Below are 25964 nucleotides of genomic sequence, written 5' to 3' on the forward strand. Positions count from 1 at the left end.
GCCGCTACTCCGCCGCGGCCAGCACCGGCACCCGCTGCTTCCGCCCGAACCCGTCCAGCGCCAGGTAGACCACCGGCGTGGTGTAGAGCGTCAGCAGCTGCGACAGCAGCAGACCGCCGATGATGGCGACGCCGAGCGGCTGGCGCAGCTCCGACCCCGCGCCATGAGCCAGCGCCAGCGGAATGGCGCCGAAGACCGCGGCGAGCGTCGTCATCAGGATCGGCCGGAAACGCTCGCGGCAGGCCTCGAGGATCGCCACCTCGCCGCCGACGCCCTGCTCGCGCTCATGCTCCAGCGCGAAGTCGACCATCATGATGGCGTTCTTCTTGACGATGCCCATCAGCAGGATGACGCCGATCAGCGCGATGACGGTGAAGGGCGTGCCGGTGACCAGCAGTGCCAGCAGGGCGCCAATGCCGGCGGTGGGCAGCGTCGACAGGATGGTGATCGGATGCAGCAGGTGCTCGTAAAGCACCCCGAGCACGATGTAGATAGTCAGCAGCGCGGCCAGGATCAGCAGCGGCATGTCGCGGGCAAAGGACTGGAACGCCCGCGCATTGCCGGCGAACTCCGTCCGCATGCCGTCGGGCAGGCCGATCTCGTCGGCCGCCTGCTGCACCAGCGCCGTGGCATTGCCGAGCGCGACGCCCGGTGCGAGGTTGAAGGTGATGGTGGCCGCGGGGTACTGGCCCTGGTGGGTGACGGCCAGCGGCGCCGTGGTGCGTTCCAGCGTGACGAGGGAGGCGAGCGGCACCTGCACGCCGCCGCTGCCGGGCAGCCAGATCTCGTCCACCTGTTCAGGGTGCTGCTGCAGGCCGGGCTCGACCTCGAGGATCACCCGGTACTGGTTGCGGGCGCGGTAGATCACCGAGACCTGGCGCTGGGCGAAGCTGCTGTTCAGCGCACTGGTCACCGCCTGCACGCTGACGCCGAGGCGCGCGGCCTTCTCCCGGTCGATGGTCAGCCGCGCCACCAGCCCGGCGCGCTGCTGGTCGGACGACACGTCCTGGATGCCGGGCACCGTCCGCAGCCGGTTGACCAGCTTCTCCGACCAGACCTCAAGTCCCTCCAGGTCCGGCGAGAGCAGGACGAACTGCACCGCGGCATTGCCCGCCCGGCCGCCGATGCCGATGTCCTGCACCGCGCGGAAGAAGGTCTGGATGCCGGGGATGGCGCCGAGCGGCCGGCGCAGCCGGTTGATGACGTCGTTCGCGGTCACGCCCGGCCGCTCGTTCAGCGGCTTCAGGCTGAGGAAGATCCGGCCCTGGCTGACCGAGGCATTGCCGTTGCCGCCGCCGACCGAGGAGGCGATGCTGGCCACCGCCGGGTCCTTCTGCAGCACCGCGACGACCTTGTCCTGCAGCTGCAGCATGGCCTGGTAGGAGGTATCCGGCGGCGCCCGGGTGGTGCCGATGACGAGACCGGTGTCCTGGTCCGGGAAGAAGCCCTTGGGCACGATCACGTAGAGCCAGACCGTCAGGCCGATCAGCCCGAGGGTGAGGACCAGCATGGCGCGCCGCCAGCGCAGCACGCGCCGCAGGCTCCAGAGGTAGGCGCGGGTCAGCCCGTCCATGCCGGCATCGATCGCCCGGCCGATGCGCCCTGGCCGGTGCGGTGCGCTGCGCGCGAGGTGCGCGGCCATCATCGGCGTCAGAGTCAGCGACACGATGCCTGAGATCGCCACGGCGATCGCCAGCACCACCGAGAATTCACGGAACAACCGGCCGACGATGCCGCCCATGAAGAGCAACGGGATGAAGACGGCAATGAGCGAGACGGTGATGGAGACCACCGTGAAGCCGATCTGCCGGGCGCCGACCAGCGCCGCCTGCAGCGGCTTCATCCCCCGCTCGGTCAGCCGCGCCATGTTCTCGATCATGACGATGGCGTCGTCGACCACGAAGCCGACCGAGATGGTCAGCGCCATGAGCGAGAGGTTGTCGAGCGAGTAGCCCAGCACCCACATGGCCCCGAGCGTGCCGAGCAGCGAAAGCGGCACCGCGGCGCCGGCGGCGGCAACCGCCGAGGTCTGCCGCAGGAACATCGCCACCACCAGGATCACCAGGGCGATCGAGATCAGCAGGGTTTGCTGCACGTCGTGCACGCTGGCACGGATCGTCTCCGACCGGTCGCGGATGGTGCTGACCGTGATGCCGCCGGGCAGCCAGCGCTCAAGCTGCGGCAGCAGCCTCTGCACGCCGTCCACCACCTCAATGACGTTGGCGTCCGACTGCTTGAAGATGATCATGACCACGGCCGGCTTGCCGTCGACCGTGCCGCCCTGGCGGCGATCCCGGACATCGAGCGCAACGCGGCCGACCGAGGCGAGGCGGACGATGGCGCCGTCCTGTTGCTTGACGATGATCCCGGCATAGTCGAGCGGCGTGTTCAGCCGGTCGTTGACCGCGATGGCGGAGGCCTGGTCCCGGCCATCGATCAGCCCGGTCGCCTGGGTCACGTTGTTCTGGCTGATCGCCTGGCGGATCGCCTCCAGGCCCACCCCCGCCGCCTTGGCCGCGGCCGGGTCGACGGTGACGCGGATCGCCGGCTGCTCGGAACCGGCGATGATCACCTGGGAGACGCCCGGCACCTGGGCGATGCGGGGCGAGACCACGCTGTCGGCGGCATCGTAGACGGCGCCCGGCGTCGCCGTGCCGGAAGCCATCGACATGATCAGCACCGGCGCGTCGCCTGGATTGGCCTTGCGGAAATAGGGCGGGTTGGGCAGGCCGGCCGGCAGGTCCGACCCCGCCGCGTTGATCGCCGCCTGCACGTCGCGCGCCGCGCCCTCCACGCTGCGCGACAGGTCGAACTGCACGACGATGGAAGTGGTGCCGAGCGAGGAGGTCGAGGTCATCTCCGACACCCCGGCGATGGCGCCGAGCCGGCGTTCCAGCGGCGCCGCGACGGAGGAGGCCATGGTCGCGGGGTCGGCGCCCGGCTGGGTGGCGCCGACCACGATGGTCGGAAGGTCGACGCTCGGCAGCGGCGCCACGGGCAGGGCGAAATAGGCGACGATCCCGGCCAGCGCCATGCCGATCGCAAGCAGGGCCGTGCCGATGGGCCGCCGGATGAAGGGTTCGCTGATCGACATGCTATTCCGCCGCCACCGGCGCGCGCGCAAAAGTCCGGAAGGCGCGCCGCTGCAGCCCGTCCATCGCCAGGTAGATGACGGGCGTGGTGTAGAGCGTGATCACTTGGCTCAGCAGCAGCCCGCCGATGACCGCGACGCCGAGCGGGTGCCGCAGCTCCGACCCCGCGCCGTTCTCGAACAGCAGCGGCACGGCGCCGAAGACGGCGGCGAGCGTGGTCATCAGGATAGGCCGGAAGCGCTCGCGGCAGGCTTCCAGGATGGCAGCCTCGGCGCCCAGGCCCTGGCTGCGCTCGTGCTCCAGCGCGAAGTCGACCATCATGATGCCGTTCTTCTTGACGATCCCCATCAGCAGGATGACGCCGACCAGGGCGATCACCGAGAAGTCGAGCCCGAAGATCCGCAGCGCCAGCAACGCGCCGATGCCGGCGGTCGGCAGGGTGGACAGGATGGTGATGGGGTGCAGCAGGTGCTCGTAGAGCACGCCGAGGACGACATAGATGGTCAGCAGCGCCGCCAGGATCAGCAGCGGCTGGCTTCGGGTGAAGGACTGGAAGGCGCGGGCGCTGCCTGCGAATTCGGTCCGCATGCTGTCGGGCAGGCCGATCTCGGCCGCGGCGCGCTCCACCGCCGCCGTCGCCTCGCCGATCGACATGCCCTGGCCTAGCGTGAAGCCGATGGTCGCCGCCGGCAGCTGGCCGCGATGGGTGATGAAGATCTGTGCCGTCTCGGGCGCGGCGGTGACGAGGGAGGCGAGCGGCACCTGCACGCCGCCGCTGCCGGGCAGCCAGATATCGTCCACCTGTTCGGGGTGCTGCTGCAGCGCCGGCTCGATCTCCAGCACCACGCGGTACTGGTTGCGGTCGCGGTAGATCACCGAGACCTGGCGCTGGGAGAAGCCGCTGTTCAGCGCCTGGGCGATCGCCTGCACCGAGACGCCGAGCCGCGATGCCGCATCCCGGTCGATGGCGAGCCGGGTGACAAGACCCGGGTTCTGTTGGTCGGAGGAGACGTCCTCGATGCCGGGCAGGGTCCGCAGCTTCTGCACCAGAGCCTCCGCCCAGGTCTGCAGCGCTGGGACGTCGGTCGAGAGCAGCACGAACTGGAAGGAGGAGGCATCCGGCCGGCCGCCGACCCAGATCTCCGGCACCGCCCAGAGACTGGCATCGATACCGGGAATTGCCCCGAGCGGCGCCCGCAGCCGCCGTACCACTTCGGCCGCGGAGACGCCGGGGCGTTGGGCGCGCGGCTTCAGGCTGACCATCAGCCGGCCCGAGCTGACCAGGCCGTTGCCGTTGCCGACACCGATGACGGAGACGACGTGCGCCACCGCCGGATCCGCCCGCAGCACCTCGGCGACGCTCTCCTGCCGATGCAGCATGGCGCGGTAGGATATGTCAGGCGGCGCCTTGGTGTTGCCCATGACGAGCCCGGTATCCTGGTCCGGGAAGAAGCCTTTCGGCGCGATGACATAGAGCCAGACGGTGGTGCCGATCAGCCCGAGCGTCCCCAGCAGCATCGCCCGCCGCCAGCGCAGCACGCGCCCGAGGCTCCGGACATAGGCCCCGGTGAGCGCCGCGATGGCGCGCTCGATCGCCTGGCCGAGCCGGCCGGGCGGCGGTGGCGCGCGGCGCGCCATATGCGCCGCCAGCATCGGGGTGACGGTCAGCGAGACGAGGCCCGAGAGCGCGACCGCGATCGCCAGCGTCGCCGAGAATTCGCGGAACATGCGGCCGAGCACGCCATCCATGAAGACCAGCGGGATGAAGACTGCGATTAGCGAGACGGTGATCGAGACCACGGTGAAGCCGATCTGCCGCGCCCCGGCCAGCGCCGCCTGCAGCGGCCGCATGCCGCGGTCGCGCAGCACGGCGATGGCCTCGATCATGACGATCGCGTCATCGACCACGAAGCCGACCGAGATGGTCAGTGCCATCAGCGTCAGGTTGTTCAGCGAGAAGCCGGCCAGCCATATCGCGGCCAGGGTGCCGAGCAGGGAGAGCGGCACCGCCCCGCCGGTCGCCACCACCGCCGAGAGCCGGCGCACGAAGATGGCGACCACCAGGATCACAAGGGCGACCGAGACCATCAGGGTCTGCTGCACGTCGTGCACGCTGGCGCGGATGGTTTCCGACCGGTCGCGGATGGTGTCGACCACCACGCCGCCCGGCAGCCAGCGCCTGAGCTGCGGCAGCACCTCGCGGATGCCGTCCGCGACCTCGATGACGTTTGCATCGGCCTGCTTGAAGACGGTCAGCGTCACCGCCTGGCGGCCATCCACGGTGCCGCCCTGGCGGCGGTCGCGGGCATCGACGTCGACCCGACCGATCGAGGCGATGTGGACGATGGCATCGCCCTGCCGCCTGACCACGATGCGGCCGTAATCCTCGGGCGCCGCCATGCGGTCGTTGACCGAGACCGGGGCGAATTGCAGCGCGCCGTCCACCAGCCCGGTCGCCTGCGTCACGTTGTTCTCGGCGATCGCCTGGCGCACCGCCTCCAGCCCGACGCCGGCGGCGCGCGCTGCCGCAGGATCGATGGTGACGCGGATGGCCGGCTGCTCGGCGCCCTGGATCTGCACCGCGGCGACGCCGGGGATGCGGGCGATGCGCGGTGCGACGATGCTGTCCGCCGCATCGTAGACGGCCCCGGCGGTCAGCGTCCCGGCGCTCATCGCGAGCACCATCACCGGCGCGCTGCCCGGGTTGAACTTGTTCATCCAGGGCGGATTGGGCAGTGGCGGCAGGTCGGTGCCGGCGGCGTTCAGCGCCGCCTGCACGTCGCGCGCCGCGCCGTCGATCGCGCGCGACAGCTCGAATTGCAGTACGATGTAGAAAGCGCCGAGCGCGGAGTAGGAGGTCATCTCGGCAAGGCCCGCGATGGCGCCGAGCCGGCGTTCCAGCGGGGCGACGACCGATGCGGCGATGGTCTCCGGGTCCGCGCCCGGCAGCCCGCCGCCGATCGCGATGGTCGGCATCTCGGCCCGCGGCAGCGGCGCCACCGGCAGCCAGGCATAGGCAAGCAAGCCGGCCAGCGCGAGCCCGATCGCCAGCAGCCCGGTGCCGACCGGCCGCAGGATGAAGGGAGCGCTGATCGACATGCTACTCGGCCGGCACCGGCACGCGGCGCTGCACCAGGCGCTGGGCGCGGTCCCGCAGCGACTCCATCGCCAGGTAGATGACCGGCGTCGTGTAGAGCGTGATCACCTGGCTTAGCAGCAGCCCGCCCACGACCGAGACACCGAGCGGCAGGCGCAGCTCCGACCCCGTGCCGCTTTCCAGCACCAGCGGCAGGGCGCCGAGCAGGGCGGCCAGGGTCGTCATCATGATCGGGCGGAAGCGCAGCAGGCAGGCCTCCTCGATCGCCTCGCGCGCCGTGCGGCCATGGTCGCGCTGCGCTTCGAGCGCGAAGTCGATCATCATGATCGCGTTCTTTTTGACGATGCCCATCAGCAGCACGATGCCGATCAGCCCGACGACCGAGAGGTCGAGCCCGAAGGCCCGGAGCGCCAGCAGCGCGCCGATGCCCGCCGAGGGCAGGGTCGAGAGGATGGTGATCGGGTGGATCACGCTCTCGTAGAGCACGCCAAGCACGATGTAGATGACGATGATGGCGGCGAGGATCAGCCAGGGCTCGCCGCGCAGCGAGCGCTGGAACTCGGCGGCATCGCCGGCGAAGCTGCCGGCGATGGTGTCGGGCAGGCCGATCTCGACTTCCGCCGCGCGGATCGCCGTGACGGCCTCGCCCAGCGAAGCGCCGGGGGCAAGGTCGAAGCCGAGCGTCACCGCGGGGAACTGGCTCTGCTTGGTCACAGTCAGCGGTCCGGGGCCGCGGCCGATCGTGGCGAATTCCGACAGCGGCACCTGCGGCGTGCCGGCCGGCGACTGCACCGGCGTGCCCTGCGCCGTCGCCGCCTGGCCGGCGGTGGCCGGAACCCGCAGCAGGCCGATCATGGACGGGTCGTCGCGCAATTCGGGCGAGGCCTCCAGCACCACGCGGTACTGGTTGTTCTGGGTGTAGATCGTGCTGATCTGCCGTTGGCCGAAGGCGTCGTACAGGATGTCGTCGATCGCCTGCATGGTGACGCCGAGCCGGCCGGCCTTGTCTCGGTCCACATCGACCGTGACACGCAGCCCGCCGTCCCGCCGGTCCGAGGACACATCGCGCAGGATCGGCAACGCCATCAGCCGGCGCTCGAGGATCGGGGCCCAGTGGCCCAGCTCGACCGGGTCCGGGTCCATCAGCGTGTACTGGAAGGCGGTGCTGCCCGGCCGGGCGCCGATCTGGATGTCCTGCACCGGGGAAAGGTGGACGGTAACGCCCGGCAGCGCGTCGAGGCCGGGCTGCATCCGGGCGATGATGCGGGCGGCATCCAGCGCACGGTCATCGCGCGGCCGCAGCACGGCGGTTAGCCGCCCGGTATTCTGCGCCGGGTTGACGATGCTAGCGCCGATCACCGAGGTGACGGAGAGCACGTCCGGGTCGGCCCGCATCGCCTCGGCCACGCCGCGCTGCAACGCCGCCATGCGGCTGAAGGAGGCATCCTCCGGCCCCTCCATGGTGGCGACGATCAGGCCGGTGTCCTGGGAGGGCAGGAAGCCCTTCGGCATGACCATGTACATGGCGACCGTCCCGGCGACGGTCAGCGTCGCCAGCAGCAGCATCAGCGCCTCGTGCCGCAGCGCCCAGCGAAGGCTGCGGCCATAGGCATCGCGCATGCCGTCCAGAACGTGCTCCGTCATCCGGGACAGCCGCCCCGGACGCTGCACCGCGGCCGGCTTCAGCAGGTAGCCGCACATCATCGGCGTCAGGGTAAGCGAGACGACCATGGAGACGACGACGCTGATGGTCAGCACCAGGGCGAATTCCTGGAAGAGCCGCCCGACGACGCCCTGCATGAAGAGCAGCGGGATGAAGACCGCGACCAGCGAGACGGTCAGCGACACCACGGTGAAGCCGATCTGCGCCGCCCCCTCGTAGGCCGCCTCGAGCGGGCGCTTCCCCTCCTCGATCAGCCGGACGATGTTCTCGATCATGACGATGGCGTCGTCGACCACGAAGCCTGTGGCGATGGTCAGCGCCATCAGCGAGAGGTTGTCGAGCGAGAAGCCGCAGAGCGCCATCACCCCGAAGGTGCCGATGATCGACAGCGGCAGGGCGATGCCGGGGATCAGCGTGGCCCGGCCGCTGCGCAGGAACACGAAGATCACCGCCACCACCAGCGCCACCGCCAGCACCAGGGTGAACTGCACGTCGTGCACCGAGGCGCGGATCGTCGCGGTCCGGTCGGAGACGATCGAAAGCGTCGCCCCCTGCGGCAGCGCCTTCTGCAGCAGGGGGAGCTGGGCCCTGACGTCCTCGACGGTCGAGACGATGTTGGCGCCCGGCTGACGCTGGACGTCGATCAGCACCGCGGGCCCACCATTGTACCAGGCGCCGTTCAGCGTGTTCTCGAGGTCCTGCACCGCGGCGCCGATATCGGCCAGCCGCACCGGCCCGCCATTGCGCCAGGCGATGATCAGCCGGGCGAAGTCGGCCGGGTCCTTCAGCTGGTCGTTCGCCATGACCGAGGAGGCCTGGCGCGGCCCGTCGACGCTGCCCTTCGGCGTGTTGACGTTGGCGGCGGCGATCGCGGTCCGCACATCCTCGAGCGAGAGGCCGTAGGCCGCCAGCCGCACCGGATCGGCCTGCACCCGCACCGCCGGCCGCATCGTGCCCTGCACTAGCACGCGGCCGACCCCGGTGACCTGCGATAGCCGCTGCGCCAGCAGCGTGTCGGCGGCATCCGAGAGGCGGAAGATCGGCAGCGTGTCGCTGGTCAGGGCGAAGGTGATGATCGGCGGGTCGGCCGGGTTCACCTTCGCATAGGTCGGCGGGTAGGGCAGGTTGCCGGGCAGCGTGCCCCTAGCGGCGTTGATCGCCGCCTGCACGTCCTGCGCCGCGTCGTCGATGCTGCGGCCGAGGTTGAACTGCAGGGTGATCCGCGACGTGCCCGGCCCGCTGGTCGAGACGATGTCGGTCAGCCCGGCGATCTGCGCCAGCTGGCGCTCCAGCGATGCCGTGACCAGCAGCGCGACGGTCTCCGGGGAGGCGCCGGGCAGGGTGGTCGTCACCTCGATGGTCGGGAAGTCGACCTCCGGCAGGGCCGAGACCGGCAGGCGCAGGTAGCCGAACAACCCGCTCAGCAGCACCGCGATCGCCAGCAGCGTCGTGGCGATCGGCCGGGCGATGAAGGGGGCGGAGACGCCGCCGAAGCGCTGCGGCGAGGGCGGTGGGACCGGGCGGCCCGCCCCCCCGTCAGCCGCCGGGCTCACGGCCTGGCGTCCGCGGCCTGGCGCGGCCGCAGCCGCCGCTCGCCGGGGGCCGGGCCGGGGGCGGGCTCGCCCTCCTCGGTCGGCGTCACCGCGGCGCCGGGGCTGAGCCGTAGCGCGCCGGAGGTCACCACCCGCTCGCCGGGCTGGATGCCCTGGCGCACCACCGCCTCGGTCGCGGTCAGCGCGCCGAGCCGCAGCGGCCGCTGCTCCACCGTGCGGTCGGGCTTGAGCACGAAGGCGAAGGCACCCTCCGGCCCGCGCTGCACCGCGACCAGCGGCAAGGTGGTGACGCCCCGCAGCCGGTCCACCTCCAGCCGTACGTTGACGAAGGCGCCGGGCCAGAGCCGCAGGTCCTCATTGGCGAAGGAGGCCTTGAGCCGGATCGTGCCGGTCTGCGCATCGACCGCGTTGTCGATGGTCAGCAGCTCGCCCTCCGGCTGCGACGCGCCGGGGGCACGCACCACCTGGACCGGGACGGGGCCGCGGGCCATCGCTTCCTGCACCCGGCCGAGCTCCTGCTGCGGCAGGGTGAAGACCAGGGCGATGGGCTGCAGCTGGGAGACCGTGACGATGCCGGTCGCGTCGCCGGCCCGGACGATGTTGCCCTGGTCAACCAGCCGCAGCCCGACCCGGCCATTGATGGGGGAGCGGATGGTGGTGAAGGAAAGCTGGGTCCGCGCCGCGTCGATCGCGCCCTGGTCGGCGGCTACCTGCGCCTCGAACTGAGCCACCTGGGCGCGCTGGGTGTCCTGCTGCTGCTTCGAGACGCCCTCGTTCCGCGCCAGGGTGGTGTAGCGCTGCAGGTCGAGCCGGGCATTGGCCAGCTGCGCCTCGTTCTGCGCCTTCTTCGCCACCGCCTGGTCGAGCGCCGCCTGGTAGCTGCGCGGGTCGATGCGGGCGAGGACATCGCCCTGCTTGACCATCTGGCCTTCCTTGAAGGCGATCTCCAGCAGCTGGCCGTCGACCTGGGCGCGGACGGTGATGGTGTTGAAGGCCTGCACCGTGCCGATGGCATCCAGCCGGATCGGCACGTCCTGCTGCTGCGCCGCGGCCACGGTGACCGGTACCGGGGCGCCGCCACGGCCGGGACGAACAGGTGCGGCCGCCTGTGCTTCGGCCGTCGCCTGCCGCTGCCGCCAGTACCAGGCCCCGCCGCCGGCGCCGGCCAGCAGCGCAAGCGCGAGGAGAATCAGGGAGACGCGGCGCTTGGACAGGGGGATGACCTCGGGGCTGGGTGCTTCAGATACGCGCGGCGGCTGCATTTCCCATACGCCGTTCGGGTGACGAAGCGTGTCACGCTGTCGGGGTGCCCCAGCCGCCACCGAGCGCCCGGAACAGCCCGACCGCCGCCTGCAGCCGGGCCAGCCGGGCCTGCACCAGCGAATTGCGCGCCGAGAACAGCTGCTGCTGGGTGATTAGCAGGGTCACGATATCGATGGTCCCGGCCCGCAGTTGCGCTTCGCTGATCGCATAGGCGCGCTCGGCCATCCGCACCGCATTGGCCTGGAGCGTCTCCTGCTCGGTGGTCTGGCGCAGCGCGACCAGGGAATTCTCGGTATCGACCAGGGCGTTGAGGATGGCGAAGCGGTAGGTCGCCAGCAGCTCCTCGGCCTGCGCCTCGGTCAGCTGGACCTGGCCGCGCAGGGCGCCGCCGCGGAAGATCGGCTGGGTCAGCCCGGCCGCCAGGTTGAAGATCAGGCTCTGCGGCCGGGTCAGCGTCTCGAGCGCCAGGCTGGCATAGCCGCCGGAGCCGGTCAGGGTGACGGAGGGCAGCAGCTGCGCCCGCGCCACGACGATATTGGCATTGGCCGCCGCCAGCGTCGCCTCGGCATTGAGTACGTCCGGCCGGCGGGCCAGCACCTCGGCCGGCAGGCCGGGGGTCACCCGCGGGACATCGAGCTTGTTGAAGGTGCCGCCGCGCAGCACGATCCCCTGCGGCGGCCGGGCGACCAGGGTGCCGAGCGAGTTCCGGTTGGTCTCGACCTCCTGCACCAGCGGCGGGACCTGCGCCTGTTGCTGCGCCACCACGGTTTCCTGCTGCGCCAGTTCCAGCCCGGTGCCGGTGCCGACCGCGACCCGGTCGCGGATCACCCGCAGCACGCGCTGGGCGATCTCCAGATTCTGCTGCTGGATCGCCAGCCTTTCCTGCGCCCCGAGCATGGCGAAATAGGTATTGGCGACGGAGGCCTGGGTGGTCAGCGTCACCGTGCCGACATCGAAGCGGCTGGCGAAGGCGGATTGCTGCGCGGCCTCCACCTGGGAGCGGTTCTTGCCCCAGAAATCCACCTCGTAGCTGGCCGAGAGCAGGGCGCGGTTGCTGGAGGTCACTCGGACCCGGCGGCTGGTCAGGCCGGTGATGCTGGCGGTGTTGACGCTGCCGGTCTGCGACCGCAGCGCCTGCGCCGAGCCGTCCAGCGTCGGCAGCAGCGTGGCGCCGGCGATGCGGAGCTGCGCATCCGCCTGCCGCACCCGGGCGGCGGCGCCGGCGATGTCGGTATTGGCCAGCATGGCTTCCGCCATCAGCCCGTCGAGCTCGGCGGAGCGGAAGCCGCGCCACCAGGCGGGGTCGGGCCAATTCGCCGCCAGGGCCGGGTCGCTGGCCGCCAGCCGGTCCGGCAGGCCGATCCCGGAGGAGGTGGCGGGCGGGGTCAGCCAGGTGCAGCCGGGCAGCAGCGCCGCGGCGGCCAGCAGGGCCGCGCGGCGCGAGGTGGCAGACGCCATGTCTCTCCTATCGTCCCTGCTGCCGTGCGGCGGCGATCTGCGCCCTGCCGGCCGGGGAGACCGCCTGCATGGCATGCACCATCGTTCCGGTGAAGGCATTGTTGAAGTCGGCCCAGCGCGCCGACCATTCCGCCAGCGCCGCCCGCAGCGCCGCGGCATCGAAGGGGTCGCGCGCCATGGCGGCATCCACCGCCTGGCCGGCGGCCCGCAGCGCGGCCAGTTGCTGCGCGTAGTCCGGCCGCTCGGCGTCCAGGACCGCGCGGAATTTCGGCCGGTCCTCGGCCGGCAGCGCCGCCTCGATCCGGTTCACCATGCGGTCGAGCCCCCGCCCGCGATGCTCCTGCGCCGCCGGACGGGTGAGCAGCAGGCCGGCTAGGACGAGGTTGACGACCAGCGAGGCGCCGAGGACCGCGGCCAGCATGGCGCGGCCGGACGGCCAGGCGACGGGCCAAGTGACAGACCGGGTGATCAGAGCGGGTCCTCCGCGATCGGCAGGGTCTGCAGCGGCGCCAGCGGGTCGCCCACCGCGGGGCCGGCCGAGAGGCTGAGCCAGAGCGCGCAGGTTGCCATGGCGGCCAGCGCGCCCCAGCCGGCCGGCACGGCGGGGCGAAGCCATTCCCGCAACCGCGGCCAGCGGCCGGGCAGAGCGGGTAAGGGGCTGCGGGCGATCCGCCGGGCCACCGCCAGGCGCAGCCGGGCGACGGCCTCCGGCGAGGGTTGCGCGAGGTCCTTCTCAAGCCGGGCGTCGAGCCCGCGAGCCGTCTCCAGCAGCGCCCGCGCCTCCGCCGAAACGGCGAGCAGGCCGGCGGCGCCGGCGCGCTGGCCGGCCGGCCAGCCGTCCGGATGCGGACCATGGGCATCGAGCAGGCGGGCAAAGCGGGCGGGCGTCATGGCGACAGGATCCTCCGCAGCATCAGCCGGGCGCGGCGCAGCAGGCCTTCCAGCGCCCGTTCCGAAACATCGAGGGCAGCGGCCGCCTCGGCGCCGCTCAGCCCTTCCTCATAGGCCAGGGCGATGGCGGCGCGCTGGCGCGCCGGCAACCGGGCCAGGGCGGCGGCCAGCGCAGCGCGGTCCTCCGCCGCGGCGGCACTGGCCTCGGGGCCGGGGCCCGGATCGGGCAGCGCCGCGAGCGCCGCCTCGCCGGCCGCCGGCGCGCTGCCGCGACGGCGGGTGCGGTCGATTGCCAGGTTCAGCGTGATGCGGTGCAGCCAGGTGGTGAACTGCGCCCGGTCCGGATCGAAGCTGGCAGCGGCCTGCCAGGCGCGCAGGAAGGCCTCCTGCGCCACCTCCTCGGCCTCGGCGCCGTCGCCCAACACCCGCAGCGCCACCCGCAGCGCCCGCTCGCCATGGCGCTCGACCAGCAGGCCGAAGGCCGCACGGTCGCCCGCGGCGGCCCCGCGCATCAACTCGGCATCGGACGCGGCCGCGTGCGTCATCAGCCCGGCGGGCCTGCCGGGGGCATCGGGCGAAGCCGCCTGCGGCAGGCGGGGAAGGACGAGGGCGATCGGCATCGGCTGGTGCGGCATGGTACGCACGGCATGGGCCGAACCCACGCGCCGCCCAGGCGCGCGGCCGCAACGCGGCCGATCACGGCGCCGGAAAAAGCGCGTCCGTGCGGCCCATCAGCCAGTAGGCGACGAGGCCGATCCACTCCCTGGTTCCCCATTCGAATTCCTGCAGCCGGACGGGGAAGGAGACCTCCAGCCAGATCCCGCTGCCTGACCCGGTGCGGTAGTTCACCGGCCAGGCGGTGATCTGCCAGCCGGCCTTGCGGAAAACCCCCATGCTGCGCGGCATGTGGCTGGCAGAGGTCACCAGCAGCCAGGTCTCCCCAGGCTTCGGCCCGACCAGACGGAACGTGTTCACCGCATTCTCGTGGGTGTTGCGCGATTCCTGCTCGAAGGCCATCCGCTCGGGCGGTACGCCGAGGTCGGACCAGAGTTGCCGCGCCACGTCGGCCTCGCTCAGCGCACCGGGCGCCAGGCTGGCGGTGCCGCCGGTGAAGACCAGCCGCGCCTCGGGATGGCGGCGCAGCAGCGCGACGGGCTCGGTCATCCGCTCGGCCGCCCCGTTCAGCGCCGGCAGGCCGCGCGCCTCGGTCAGCCGCTGCTCAACCGCGCCGCCGAGCACGACGATGCCGTCGATATGGGCGGGCTCCACGGTTGGGCGGGGGAAGCGGTCCTCCAGCGGCCGCAGCACCGGCTGGTCGAGCGGCAGCAGCGCCAGCAGGCCGAGGAAGCCGATCCCGGCCAGCGCCGGCCAGCGCCCCCAGCGCCGGCCACGCCAGAGCAGCCCGAGGCCGAGCAGGCCAAGCAGGATCGCTGCCGTGCCCGGCCGCAGCGGCCACCAGAGCAGCTTCGAGACGACGAAGGCGATGTCCTGCACGGGCTAGAGCTCCAGCACCCGGCCGGGCGAGATCCGGCCACGCGCCCAATCGGCCAGGGCAAGCAGGTTGCCGCGGAGGCGGCCGAAGCGGTCCGCCCAGGGCTCCGGCCAGGGCGCGCGGACGGCGTTCTTCAGCGTGTGGCGCAGCAGGCTCGGCAGCGCATGCGACCAGGGATAGGTGCCCTTGCGGGCGAGGTAGACCGAGTTGGCCACCTGCGAATAGCCGAGCCGGCGTCCCGGCGTCCGCCCCAGCTTGGTGCCGAGATGCACGCCGCGGGCGCCGGCCAGCCGCAGGATCGCGCCATGCCGGCCGAGCAGGCGGGTGAAGTCGATATCCTCGTACCAGGCATAGAGCGGCAGGGCCTCATCGACCCGGATGCCGTGCCGGCGCACCACCTCCAGCCGGACGGCCATGTTGCAGCCATAACCGTTGAAGTGCGGCGCGACGGCCAGCGGGTCGCCGTCATAGCGATCCCGCGCCAGGATCGCCCGGCCTTCGGCCGGTGAATAGCCCGGCGCATTGGCGCCGTCGGCCAGCACGGTGCCGGTGGTGACGACGCAGTCCGGCCGGGCGGTGAACACCGCCTCGGTCACCGCGCAATAGCCGGGCCCCGGCAGGAAGTCGTCGTCGAGGAAGAGCACCAGGTCGCACTCCGCCGCAGCGTCGAGGATGGCATTGCGCTGCCGCGGCAGCCCGGCCGGGGAGAGCAGGTAGTCGACCCCCGGGTGCGGCGGGCCGATATCCTCCGGCGTCACGTGGCAGACGATGATGCGGTCGGGCCGACGGGTCTGCCGGTCGAGCTCGGCCAGGGTCTCGGCCAGGATGGCGGCGCGGCCGCGCGTGGCGATGCCGATGGCGAGGCGCATGGTCAGCCCTCCGCCAGCGCGGGCAAGGGCAGGCCCGCCGGCGCGTCCGGCGTCAGGAAGCCCTCCAGCCGGCCGCGCAGCGTCGCCGCGTAGTAGCGGGCGGCCAGCCACCGGCCGCGCAGCGCACTGACCAGGATGCCGCCGAGCGGCCGCACCATGAAGGGCAGCCAGACGCCGGCCGGCACCGCATGCCGCCGCAGCACGAAGCCCATGCCGCGGGCATAGAGCGCGGCGCGCTCCACCGCGACCGGGGTCAGCCGCTTGTCGGGATGCACGATCCGCTGCGCCGGGTCGTAGCGCGCGGCATGCCCGGCGCGGAGGGCGCGCAGCACCAGGTCGTTGCCCTCGGTCGAGCCGAGCGGCGTGCCGGGGCCGAGCCGCTCGTCGAAGCCGCCGAGCCGCAGCGCGACCTCCCGCCGGAGGAAAAGGTTGAACTCGATGACGCTGGTCCAGACATTGGCCGCATCGATCGGGCCGGCATCCGCGCGCCAGCGGCCGGAGCCGAGCCCGCCCTCCGGCGAGGCGGCCGGGCCGGTCAGGATCGCCAACGCCGGCTCGGCGGCGAAGCCGTCGAGCACGCGCGCCAGCAGGCCGGGCGGGACGGTGCAGTCGTCGTCCGGGAAGCCGACGATGTCGCCCCGCGCCAGGGCGAGGCCGAGGTTGCGCGCGTGGTTGGCATGCGCCCGCGTCGTGCGCTCCCAGCGCAGCGGCAGCCGGTCGCGCCAGGCGGCCATCACCGGCGCCAGGCGGTCGTCGGCATTCTGGTCCACGACGATCACCTCGAGATCCGGCTGGCCCTGCGCCGCCAGGCTTTCGAACAACGCGTCCAGCTCGCGGTCGCGGCCGCGCGTCGCCACGATCAGGCTGACCTTCATGCCGCCGCGCACTCCGCGAGCAGCCCCTCGACATGGCGGCGGAACCGCTCGCGGAAGGTGGCGGCCGAAAAGCGCAGCGCGTTCGCCCGGCAGGCCGCCGGGTCGATGGCGGGCGACAGCGCCTCGAAGCGCTCGACCGCCGCGGCGATCGCGGCCGTGCTCTGCTCGGGGAAGAGGATGCCGGTCTCCGGCCGGACGATGTCGCGCGAGCCGCCGCGGCCATAGGCGATCAGCGGCGTGCCGCAGGCCTGCGCCTCGACCATGCCGATGCCGAAATCCTCCTCGGCGGCATAGACAAAGGCACGGGCGGTGCGAGTCAGCCGCACCAGCTCGTCCTGCGGCACCCGGCCGCGCAGGGTGATGTTGGGCACCCCGGCGGCGGCCTGCCGCACCAGGGCGGCGCCGGGGCCGTCGCCGCAGACCACCAGCCGGCGCTGCGGCATGGCGCGGAAGGCCTCCACCACCAGCTCGACCCGCTTGTAGGGCACCATGCGGGCGGCGATGAGGTAATGCCCCTCCCGTGCCTCGCCCAGCGGAAAGCCCTCGACGTCGACCGGCGGGTGAATAACTGCGGCAGGGCGGCGCCAGACCTTCTCCACCCGCTCGGCGATGTAGCGGCTATTGGCGACGATGCTATCCACGCCGGCGGCCGATGACCGGTCCCAGTGACGCATCCTGTGCAGCAGCCAGCGGGTATAGAGCGACATCGGCCCGCGCTCGAGCCCGGCCTGCCGCAGGTACTGGTGCTGCAGGTCCCAGGCATAGCGCATCGGGCTGTGGACGTAGCTGACATGTAGCTGGCCCGGCCCGGTGATGACGCCCTTAGCGACGGCGTGGTTGGAGGAGACGACCAGATCATAGCCGGCCAGGTCGAACTGCTCGACCGCGATCGGCATCAGGCCGAGATACTTCCGGAAGTGCCTGCGGGCGAAGGGCAGCCGCTGGATGAAGCTGGTGCGGACCGGCCGGCCGCGCAGGAAGCCGCGCTCGGTGTCCGGCAGCACGTCGCAGACGGCGAAGAGATCGGCGTCCGGCCAGATCTCCAGAAGCTGCTCCACCACGCGCTCGGAGCCGGCATAGCTTTCCAGCCATTCGTGGATGATCGCGACCTTCACGCGCCGCGCTCCTCGGGCAGCAGCTCCAGCAGCCGCTCGGCGGCGCCGCGCCAAGTGTAGCGCGCGGCCCGGTCGAGGCCTCGGGCGCGCAGGGTGTCGTACAGGCCTTCTTCCTCCAGCAGGCGGGCGAGCATGTCCGGCAGGCGGCGCGGCCCGTCGGTGTCGAACCAGAGCGCCGCCTCGCCGCAGACCTCGGGCACCGCCCCGGCGGCGGCGGCGATCACCGGGCAGCCGCAGGCCATGGCCTCCAGCGGCGGCAGGCCGAAGCCCTCGTAGCGGGAGGGGAAGAGCAGGCAGATCGCCGATTCGTACAGCGCCCGCAGCTCGGCATCGCTGACCCGGCCCAGCGCCCGCACCGACTCGCTGGTCGTCGGGGCGCTCCCCTGGCGGAACACCGCCGGGTCGGCCGCGCCGGCCACCGCCAGCACGCAGCCATGCCGGCCGAGCAGCCCGGCGCATTCCGCCAGCGTCGCCAGGTTCTTGTGCGCCGCCGGGTTGCCGACCACCAGCGCGTAGCGGCCCGGGGCGAGGCCGTTGCGCGCCAGCACCTCGGATGCGGCCGGCGCGCGCAGGATATGCTCGGCGCCTTCCGGCATGACGCCGATGCGGGCAGGGTCGAGCTTCAGGTGATGCGCGATCCGCCCGCGCGAGAATTTCGAGACGGTGACGATCCGCGCTTCGACCCGCGGCAGCGCCAGGTGCAGCGCGCGGTACCAGGCACGGAAGGCGGTGGAATAGCTTTCCGGCGTGTCGAAGGCGCCGGCATCGTGGATGACCACGAGCTGCCTCCGCCCGGCGGCGAGCGGCGCGGTATTGCCAAGGTTGACCAGGGTGCGGCCGCGAGCGCGCAGAGGCAGCTCGGATTGTTCCCAGGCTTGGCCCCGCAGCAGGGCGGAGGCGTCCTCCGGCAGGTGGAGAAAGGGGGAGGGCGGCCCGCCGGCCGGCCGCAACAGCCTCGCATCGGCCAACCGGAAGGCGCCGGCCAGGGCGTCGAGCTCGCGGCAGATCTCGGTGGCGAAGCGCTGCACCCCGGTCACCCGCTGGCCGAGGAAGCGGCCATTGATCGCCAGCGGCATCAGCCGGCCCCGCCGAGGCGCAGCAGCCCGCCCGGATGCCGCAGCCGGTCGCGGATCCTGCCGCGCTCGCCCGGGTCGAGCGAGCGGAGGGCGAGCCCGGCGAAGCTGCCGAGCGCCAGCAGTCCGACCGCGAGCATCGCCGGGGACGAGGCCATGGCGGGCAGGAGCGCCAAGCCGGCCCCGGCGACGGCCAGGGCCGGCACCAGCCGCATCGCTGCCTCCCGCGCCAGCGGGTAGATCCGCGTGGCGAGCCAGAACCGGCCCAGGCAGTCGACCAGGCACCGCAGCGTCCAGGCGAGGGCGGCGCCCTCGATCCCTTGCCAAACCAGCAGCAGCGCTGCGAGCGGCAGGTAGACCACAGCCTGGAGCAGCGCGAAGCGCGCCGTCAGGTCGGGCCGGCCGATCGCGTCGATCAGCGCGCCGGGCACGTAGGCGAGGCAGGAAAAATAGATCCCGACGCCGAGGATCCGCAGCACCAGCCCGCCGCCGGAGGCGAATTCCGGCCCGAGCCAGAGGCCGAGGATGCGGTCGCCGGCTCCGGCCAGCACCAGCGCGATCGGCAGCACGAGGCCCATCACCAGCAGGCTGCCGCGACGCAGCAGGGCGACGGTCTGCTGCGGCAGCGTGGCATAGGCCGAGGCGAAGGCCGGCAGCAGGGTCTGCGACACCGCGACCGGCACCATCCAGACGCGCAGCACGAGATCGAGCGGGGTGGCGTACCAGGCGACGGCGGCGAGCGAGAGCAGCGCGCCGATCAGGAAGCGGTCGGCGTAGAGCAGCGCCTGCACCAGCAGGCCGGAAAAGGTCATCCAGCCGCCGAGCCGCAGCAGCGGCAGCACCAGGCCAAGCCGCAGCGGCGTCGCCAGCACCCGGCGCACCAGGTCGCGCAGCAGGAAGAGGTAGGAGATCGTATTGGCCAGCCGCACCGCGACCAGCGTCAGCATCACCGCCATCAGGTCGTCCCAGACCAGCAGGACCAGGACCGGGCCGAGGTAGTAGAAGACATTGACCGGGATCGTCGCCAGGTTGGCGGCGCGGAAGCGTTGATAGGCCGCCAGCACGCCCCAGAGCGCGGCGTTCAGCACCACCAGCGGCGCCGCCGCGGCCAGCACCCGCATCGCGGCGATCGCCTGCGGCTGCAGCGCCGCGGGCACGTTCAGCACACGCTCGACCAGCAGCGGCACGCCGAGCCAGAGGCCGGCGGCTACCAGCAGGCTCAACCCGGCGAGCCAGGCCAGCGCCGCGCCGACCAAGCCGGCGGCTTCCTCGCCGCGCCCCGCGCCGATGCGTTCCGACAGGGCCCGGGTCAGCGCCTGGCCGACGCCGAAATCGAAGACCCCGAAGACGCCCACCAGCGCCAGCGCCAAGGTGAAGAGGCCCCAGCGTTCCAGGCCGAGCTGGTGCACGAGGAACGGCGTGAGCAGCAGGGCGAGGATCAGCGGCAGGCCACGGCCGGCGGCGTTCCAGGCGATCCCCGTAATCATCGCGCGCGCCTGGGTGCGGGCTTCTGGGTGGTCCATCGATACCTTTCCGGCGCGGGGCCGGGCCAGGGGGGCGGGCCGAGGGTCCATGCCAAACGGAGGGTGGGCGGGGCGTGGCAGCCCCGTCCGCCAAGGTCAATAGCCGCGGGTCAGGCGCCCCGGATCAATAGGCGCCGCGGCGCGACAGGACGACCACGGGGGTCCGCAGCAGGATGCGGAGGTCGGTCCAGATCGACGGGTTGGTGGCATACTGGGTGTCGAGCGCGACCCGCGTGTCGTAGCTGGTTTCGCTGCGGCCGCTGATCTGCCAGAGCCCGGTGATGCCGGGACGCACCGAAAGGTAGTGTTCCGCCGCCGTGCCGTAGTGCGACGCCAGTTCGGCGGCGACCACCGGGCGGGGGCCGACCAGGCTCATCTCGCCGCGCAGCACGTTGATCAGCTGCGGCAGCTCGTCGAGGCTGGTGGCGCGCAGGAGGCGGCCGATGCGGGTGATGCGCGGGTCGTCGCGCAGCTTGCGGGTCGCCTCCCATTCCGCCCGGGCGGCTGGGTCGGCGTCCAGCAGCGTGGCAAGGCGGGCCTGCGAGTCGGTGACCATGGAGCGGAACTTCAGGCAGCCGAAGCGGCGGCCGCCGCGGCCGACCCGTTCGTGGGCATAGAAGACCGGGCCGCCATCCGCCCTGACCTGCAGCGCGATCAGCGCGAAGGCCGGGGCAGTCAGCAGCAGCAGCAGGCCGGCGCCGAGGATGTCGAGCCCGCGCTTCAACCACGGCCCGAAGCCGGCCGGCCGGGCCGTCGCACCCCGCCGCATGGCCAGGCCGGGATGTGCCAGGCTGGCATGTCCCAGGCTGGCATGTCCCAGACCCGGGCCGGGAACCTTGGAGATCATCGGCTCGTAGACATCAACGCCAAGCATGGCGGCCTGACCCTTCCTCGTACCAGGCGGCCGGGCGGCCGCGGCTGGCATGTCCAAATCCGACCGAAGGCGGGCTGGCCGAACGGCCGGTTCGCTTCCGGATAGACGTCTTGTGCCCCAAGGGAGGTGCCGGATTGCGACGCGCTTGCGGCCGGATTGTGGCGGCGCACAAGTCAGCGACCTAACCTGGGTGTGGAAGGCGCTGGCAGGGCGTTCACAGTTTTATAAGCCCATGTCCTGTAGAGCTTTCGACGAGACCCGGCGCACCGGGCCAGGCGCCTCACCGTGGCATTCCCGGATGCGCAGGGGATGAGAGGGAGACTCGGCCAACGAGCGGAGACCGCGTCATGCAATTGATGTCGTTCCCGGGACCGGCTGACACGGCCCCGCCCGATGCCGCCGCCCGGGGTATCCTGCTGGCGGCGATGCTGTCCTCGGTCCTCTGGGTCGGCCTCACCCTGAGCGTCTGGACCCTGTGTTGATGGTCAGAGGTTGAAGGCGACGCTCCCCGTCCCCCGGGTGTCGTAGCCGCCCATCCGAGCGGCGCGGGCCGCGAAGGCCGGGTCGCCGGCGAAGCCGAGAAGCGCCTGCATCGGCGGCTCGAAATAGGTCCTCCGGTCCATCACCAGGTCGAAGCGTTCCCGCAGCAGCGGAACGAAGCCGAGGCCTCGGGCCGCGGCGGCGGCACGGATGCCGAAGCCGGCCGCGGCGCGGCCATCCGCCACCGCTGCCGCCACCTCATCCTCGGCCATGGCCGGCGCGGGCAGGAAGCCGACATCGTCGAGCCGCAGCTCGGCTTCCGCCAGCAGGTGGAGCAGCAACGCATGACTGCCGGCGCGGCTCTGCCGGCCGATCACCGCAAGCCCGGGCCGGGCCAGGTCGGCGACGCTGCCAAGGCCGAGCGGATTGCCCGGCCGGACGATCAGTCCCTGCTCGCGCCAAGCCCAGACCAGTCCGACCGCACCGCGGCCGGCGAGCGCCGTGCGCACCGCCGGCTCATTGAAGGCGCCGGTATCGGGGTCGATCAGATGGCTGGCGGCGACTGCGGCCTCGCCGCGGGCCAGGGCCTCCAGCCCGTCCAGGCTGCCGCCGCCGCGCAGCGCCAGGCCACAGCCGGATTGCCGAACCGCCCAGTCAAGCAGCGGGTCATGGCTGCCGGCCAGGATGGCGGGCGGGGCGATGCCGCAAGCGATGCCGGGCGGGTCGGCCTGGCCAGCAAGCCAGCGTTCCAGCAGGGCGCGGGGAAAGAGCCACTTGCCGCCGAGCTGCGCTGCCGGCACCCGGCGCTGGCGGGCCAGCTCGTAGAGCGATCGTTCGGAGAGGCGCAGCCAAGCGGCAGCCTCGCGCAGGGTCAGGACGTCCGGCATCGGGCGGCAAATTCCGGCAGGAAACGCCGCGGGGTCAAGCGCCGCCGGCGTTGTCGCGGCTGGCTGGCGGCCGCATCTGGGCGGCATGACCATGCGCCACGGCCTGCTCGTCCTCCTGCTCCTGCTGCCCGCCCTGCCGGCGGCGGCGCAGGAACGCTTCATCACCCTAGCCTCGACGACCAGCACCGAGCAGTCGGGCCTCTTCGCGCACCTGCTGCCGGCCTTCACCGCCGCGACCGGGATCGGCGTGCGCGTGGTGGCGCTCGGGACCGGGCAGGCGCTGGATGTCGGCCGGCGCGGCGACGCGGATGTGCTGCTGGTGCACGACCGGGCGGCCGAGGAGGCCTTCGTCGCGGAGGGCTGGGGCGGGCCGCGCCACGCGGTGATGTACAACGACTTCGTCGTCATCGGCCCGGCCGCCGACCCGGCCGGCATCGCCGGCTTGCGGGACAGTGCCGCGGCGCTGCGGCGGATCGCCGCCGCTGGCGTGCCCTTCGTTTCCCGCGGCGACCGCAGCGGCACACATGCGGCGGAGCTGCGGCTCTGGCATCTCGCCGGGATCGACGCCGCGGCCGGGCGCGGCGCCTGGTACCGGGAGGTGGGGCAGGGGATGGGCCCGGCGCTCAATGCCGCGGCGGCGCAGAGGGCCTACCTGCTGGCTGATCGCGGTACCTGGCTGGCCTTTCGCAACCGCCAGGACCTCCGGGTCTTGGTCGAGGGCGACCGGCGGCTGTTCAATCAGTATGGCGTGATCGCGGTGAGCCCGGCCCGGCACCCGCATGTGAAATCGGCCGAGGCGGAGCGCTTCGTCGCCTGGCTGGTCGGCCCGCCGGGCCAGGCGGCAATCGCCGCCTACCGGATCGAGGGGGAATCGCTCTTCTTCCCCAATGCCGGCCGCCCGGGCACCTGAGGCAAGGCAGCGGCCGGGCCTCCGGACTGCCGGCGTCACCGATCGCGGTGCATGTCGATCCTGGCGCGGGGAGCCCGGCGCGTTCCGACCTGTCCTGCCGCCCGAGCCGAGCCTCTGGCCCGGTCGCCGCGCGTCAGCCGGCGCTGACCCGGATATGGATCCGCCCGGCGCCCTGCAGGCGCGGCCGGGGGACCAGCGCGGAGATGCGGCCGGGATAGGAGAGCCGACCCTTGGACACTAGCTCGGCGAAGGCGTTGCGCTCGGCGGGGGGCAGCCGGCCCAGGCATTGGCCGGCAGCGGAGAAGGCACCGACCGCCTGGCCGCCGCTCAGCATCCGCAGCTCGACCGCATCGCCGACCCGCGGCGAGGTAACCCCGGGCCCCGGCTCGCCCGTCAGATAAGTAAGAAAATCAAGGCCCTGCGCCACGTGCTTATTCCTGTGCGGTCACCCGGTCCGACGCTTCGAACCTGTCCGGTGGAGTATTGCCGCACCATATGACAAACACATGGCGAATATAGGTCTGTTTTCGCATCTTTTCGGCGGTTTTCTGACGTTTACGCGAGCTTCGCCTCAAGCATGCGTAACAAGCGCATGCGGGCTCCACCTTCCTACCCCGCGGCCGCCGGAGGCCATCCGGCGCCTCGCTGCCAGGGGCCGCAGGCCAGGCCTTCCTTCCTGCCCCGGCTTTCATCCAGCCACGACGACATCCCGCACCATATCGCCCAGGGCGAGCGAGGCGGTGAGCCCGGGGCTTTCGATCCCGAACAGGTGCACCAGCCCCGGCACCCCGTGCGCGGCGGACCCCATGATGGTGAAATCCTGCCCCGGCGCGCCGGGCGGGACGATCTTCGGGCGGATCCCGCTGTAGCCGGGCGCCAGGACGCCATCCTTCAGCGCCGGCCAGTAGCGGCGGATGGCGGCGTAGAAGCTGTCGCCGCGGCGCGGGTCGACCTCGTAGTCGATCTCCTGCACCCATTCGACATCGGGCCCGAAGCGCGCCTGGCCGCCGAGGTCGATGGTCAGGTGGGTGCCGAGCCCGCCCGGCACCGGCACCGGGTAGATGAGGCGGGAGAAGGGGTTGCGCCCGGTCAGGGTGAAGTAGTTGCCCTTGGCGTAATAGGCGGTGGGCACCAGCTGGCTCGGCATGCCTTGCAGGCTGCGCGCCAGCTTCGGCGCGTGCAGCCCGGCGGCGTTCACCAGGCTGCGGCAGCGCAGCGCCATCGGCTCATCGCCGCCGACCTGGATGACGACGCCGTCTTCCGTCACCCGCCCGCCCAGCACGGGGGCGTGGAAGACGAAGACCGCACCGGCATTCCCGGCATCCCCCTGCAGGGACAGCATGTAGGCGTGGCTGTCGATGATGCCTGTCGAGGGCGAGAGCAGCGCCGCGGTGCAATGCAGCTCCGGCTCGAGCCCCAAGGCCTCGTCGCGCGTCAGCCGGGTCAGGTCGGGCACGCCATTGGCGGCGGCGCGGGCCTGGATGGAGCCGAGCTTGTCGGCCTCGGCCTCGTCGGTGGCGACGATCAGCTTGCCGCAATTGGCGTGCGGGATGCCGCGCTCCCGGCAATAGTCGTAGAGCCGGTGCTTGCCCTCGACGCAGGCTCGCGCCATCAAGCTGCCGGCGGGGTAGTAGATGCCGGCATGGATGACCTCCGAGTTGCGCGAGGAGGTCTCGGTGCCGATCCCCTCGGCGGCGTCGAGCACCAGCACCTCGCGCCCCGCAAGCGCCAGGGCGCGGGCCACCGCGAGACCGACAACCCCGGCGCCGACCACGACACAATCGAATTTGTCCATCGTTTCCTCGCCTGACTGGCGGATATCTGGTGCGCCCTTCGGCGACGTCACCGGCGCCACGTCATCGCCGGGCCGGGCCCACACACGCCGCGGGGGCGAGTGGCACCGACGCTCCGCTCAGCGCCCCGTGAAGACCGGCTTCCGCTTCTCCCGGAAGGCGGCCAGCCCCTCGCGGATATCCGCGCTGTCCTTCGCCACCTTCATCCGCGCTTCCAGCGCCGGGACGTCGAGCGCCTGGTGGCCGATCTCGTTGATCGCCCGCTTGGCGCCCTGCACCGCCAGGGGCGCCAGCTCGCCGAGCCGGCCGGCGATGGCGTCGATCCGCGCGTCGAGCTCGCCCGGGGCGACCAGGTCGGTCAGGTAGCCGATCCGCAGCAGCTCCTCGGCGCTCTGCTCCTCCGCCAGCATGAACAGCCGCTTGGCATTGTTGAAGCCGAGGCGGGAGACGTAGCGCCGCAGCCCGCTTTCGTAATAATGCACGCCGATCCGCGCCGCCGGCATGAACATCACGGTCGCCGGGGTGACGCCGACGCGGAAGTCGCAGGCCAGCGCCAGGTCGGTGCTGCCGCCATAGACCCCGCCATGCAGCCGGGCGATGGTCGGGATCATCAGCATCTCAAGCTGGTTGATCATGTCCTCGAAGGTGGCGCCCGGGGTGTCCTTGATGCCGCCGGCGGCGGCCTGCTGCGCCATGCCGTGCAGGTGCGCCCCGGCCGAGAAGGCCTTGCCGGTGGACGAGACGACGAGCACGCGGATATCCGGGTTCGACTCGACCTCGGCCAGCAGGGCGAGGATGCGGACGATGTCCTCGGGCTGGACGCGGTTCATCACCTCAGGGCGGTTCAGGTGCAGCGTGGCGCGGCTGCCGGAGATGGCGAGCGTCGGCAGGCTGCCCTCGTCCCGGGTCTTCACGGCAGCGCTCATCGCTTGGTCTCCTCCTGGCTTCCCCGCCTTGTGCCGGGCGGGCGCGCGGCGGGCAAGGTGGAGCGTCGGCGAATACGCGGGACGACCCCCTGGCGCCCTTTCCGGCGCCGCGCCACTCTCGCGGCCAAAT

21 protein-coding genes are annotated in these 25964 nt (G+C 72.2%); 2 read left to right on the top strand and 19 right to left on the bottom strand.

Going from position 1 to position 25964, the window contains the following annotated elements:
* Positions 1-4: 4 nt before the first annotated feature.
* The 15 genes from E2C06_RS04050 to E2C06_RS04115 all read right to left on the bottom strand — a co-directional run bounded on the left by E2C06_RS04050 (position 5) and on the right by E2C06_RS04115 (position 20838).
* Complete coding sequence (locus E2C06_RS04050; protein ID WP_133287282.1) at positions 5-3094, bottom strand: efflux RND transporter permease subunit; 3090 nt, start codon at positions 3092-3094, stop codon at positions 5-7.
* 1 nt (position 3095) lies between these two features.
* Positions 3096-6191: an efflux RND transporter permease subunit gene (locus tag E2C06_RS04055; protein ID WP_133287283.1), complete on the bottom strand. Its 3096-nt coding sequence runs from the start codon at positions 6189-6191 to the stop codon at positions 3096-3098.
* A 1-nt stretch (position 6192) separates the two neighbouring features.
* Positions 6193-9405, bottom strand: coding sequence for an efflux RND transporter permease subunit (locus E2C06_RS04060; protein WP_133287284.1), 3213 nt, complete (start codon positions 9403-9405; stop codon positions 6193-6195).
* Positions 9402-10667, bottom strand: a complete 1266-nt coding sequence (locus E2C06_RS04065) for an efflux RND transporter periplasmic adaptor subunit (RefSeq protein ID WP_133287285.1) — start codon at positions 10665-10667, stop codon at positions 9402-9404. The genes E2C06_RS04060 and E2C06_RS04065 overlap by 4 nt, the downstream gene beginning before the upstream one ends.
* A 31-nt stretch (positions 10668-10698) precedes the next feature.
* Entirely contained in the window at positions 10699-12126 is a 1428-nt protein-coding gene (locus E2C06_RS04070; protein WP_133287286.1) for an efflux transporter outer membrane subunit, read from the bottom strand.
* A 7-nt stretch (positions 12127-12133) separates the two neighbouring features.
* On the bottom strand, positions 12134-12547 hold the full coding sequence (locus E2C06_RS04075; RefSeq protein ID WP_165982200.1) for a periplasmic heavy metal sensor: 414 nt from the start codon (positions 12545-12547) through the stop codon (positions 12134-12136).
* 47 nt (positions 12548-12594) lie between these two features.
* Positions 12595-13017, bottom strand: coding sequence for a hypothetical protein (locus E2C06_RS37370; RefSeq protein ID WP_165982201.1), 423 nt, complete (start codon positions 13015-13017; stop codon positions 12595-12597).
* Positions 13014-13637, bottom strand: coding sequence for a sigma-70 family RNA polymerase sigma factor (locus E2C06_RS04080; protein WP_206664423.1), 624 nt, complete (start codon positions 13635-13637; stop codon positions 13014-13016). Before E2C06_RS04080 ends, E2C06_RS37370 begins: the two co-directional genes overlap by 4 nt.
* A 76-nt stretch (positions 13638-13713) precedes the next feature.
* Positions 13714-14511: a YdcF family protein gene (locus tag E2C06_RS04085; protein WP_206664424.1), complete on the bottom strand. Its 798-nt coding sequence runs from the start codon at positions 14509-14511 to the stop codon at positions 13714-13716.
* Positions 14512-14514: 3 nt separating this feature from the next.
* Entirely contained in the window at positions 14515-15378 is an 864-nt protein-coding gene (locus tag E2C06_RS04090; RefSeq protein WP_133287288.1) for a glycosyltransferase family 2 protein, read from the bottom strand.
* A gap of 2 nt (positions 15379-15380) precedes the next feature.
* Complete coding sequence (locus tag E2C06_RS04095) at positions 15381-16253, bottom strand: glycosyltransferase family 2 protein (RefSeq protein ID WP_133287289.1); 873 nt, start codon at positions 16251-16253, stop codon at positions 15381-15383.
* A complete protein-coding gene (locus E2C06_RS04100) occupies positions 16250-17368 on the bottom strand; it encodes a glycosyltransferase (protein WP_133287290.1) in 1119 nt (372 codons plus the stop codon). Before E2C06_RS04100 ends, E2C06_RS04095 begins: the two co-directional genes overlap by 4 nt.
* Complete coding sequence (locus E2C06_RS04105; protein WP_133287291.1) at positions 17365-18444, bottom strand: glycosyltransferase family 4 protein; 1080 nt, start codon at positions 18442-18444, stop codon at positions 17365-17367. The genes E2C06_RS04100 and E2C06_RS04105 overlap by 4 nt, the downstream gene beginning before the upstream one ends.
* The gene (locus tag E2C06_RS04110; RefSeq protein ID WP_165982202.1) at positions 18444-19964 is read right to left on the bottom strand and encodes a flippase; all 1521 of its coding nucleotides are present in this window, start codon (positions 19962-19964) and stop codon (positions 18444-18446) included. Before E2C06_RS04110 ends, E2C06_RS04105 begins: the two co-directional genes overlap by 1 nt.
* A gap of 124 nt (positions 19965-20088) precedes the next feature.
* Complete coding sequence (locus tag E2C06_RS04115) at positions 20089-20838, bottom strand: sugar transferase (RefSeq protein ID WP_241671108.1); 750 nt, start codon at positions 20836-20838, stop codon at positions 20089-20091.
* A 347-nt stretch (positions 20839-21185) separates the two neighbouring features.
* Between E2C06_RS04115 and E2C06_RS40200 the strand changes: the two genes are divergently transcribed.
* The gene (locus tag E2C06_RS40200; RefSeq protein ID WP_277751784.1) at positions 21186-21320 is read left to right on the top strand and encodes a hypothetical protein; all 135 of its coding nucleotides are present in this window, start codon (positions 21186-21188) and stop codon (positions 21318-21320) included.
* A gap of 3 nt (positions 21321-21323) precedes the next feature.
* Here E2C06_RS40200 and E2C06_RS04120 read toward each other — a convergent pair whose 3' ends face one another.
* Complete coding sequence (locus E2C06_RS04120) at positions 21324-22205, bottom strand: helix-turn-helix transcriptional regulator (RefSeq protein ID WP_165982203.1); 882 nt, start codon at positions 22203-22205, stop codon at positions 21324-21326.
* Positions 22206-22290: 85 nt separating this feature from the next.
* On the opposite strand from E2C06_RS04120, the gene E2C06_RS04125 reads away from it, so the two are divergent.
* On the top strand, positions 22291-23115 hold the full coding sequence (locus E2C06_RS04125; protein WP_456305169.1) for a substrate-binding domain-containing protein: 825 nt from the start codon (positions 22291-22293) through the stop codon (positions 23113-23115).
* Positions 23116-23248: 133 nt separating this feature from the next.
* Here the strand turns inward: E2C06_RS04125 and E2C06_RS04130 are convergent, their stop codons facing one another.
* The 3 genes from E2C06_RS04130 to E2C06_RS04140 all read right to left on the bottom strand — a co-directional run bounded on the left by E2C06_RS04130 (position 23249) and on the right by E2C06_RS04140 (position 25834).
* Positions 23249-23542, bottom strand: a complete 294-nt coding sequence (locus E2C06_RS04130) for a hypothetical protein (RefSeq protein WP_133287294.1) — start codon at positions 23540-23542, stop codon at positions 23249-23251.
* Between the two features lie 261 nt (positions 23543-23803).
* Positions 23804-24910, bottom strand: coding sequence for an NAD(P)/FAD-dependent oxidoreductase (locus tag E2C06_RS04135; protein ID WP_133287295.1), 1107 nt, complete (start codon positions 24908-24910; stop codon positions 23804-23806).
* A 117-nt stretch (positions 24911-25027) separates the two neighbouring features.
* Complete coding sequence (locus E2C06_RS04140; RefSeq protein ID WP_133287296.1) at positions 25028-25834, bottom strand: enoyl-CoA hydratase/isomerase family protein; 807 nt, start codon at positions 25832-25834, stop codon at positions 25028-25030.
* Positions 25835-25964: the final 130 nt, after the last annotated feature.

This window comes from Dankookia rubra, from assembly GCF_004355005.1.
Lineage (GTDB): Bacteria > Pseudomonadota > Alphaproteobacteria > Acetobacterales > Acetobacteraceae > Paracraurococcus > Paracraurococcus ruber_A.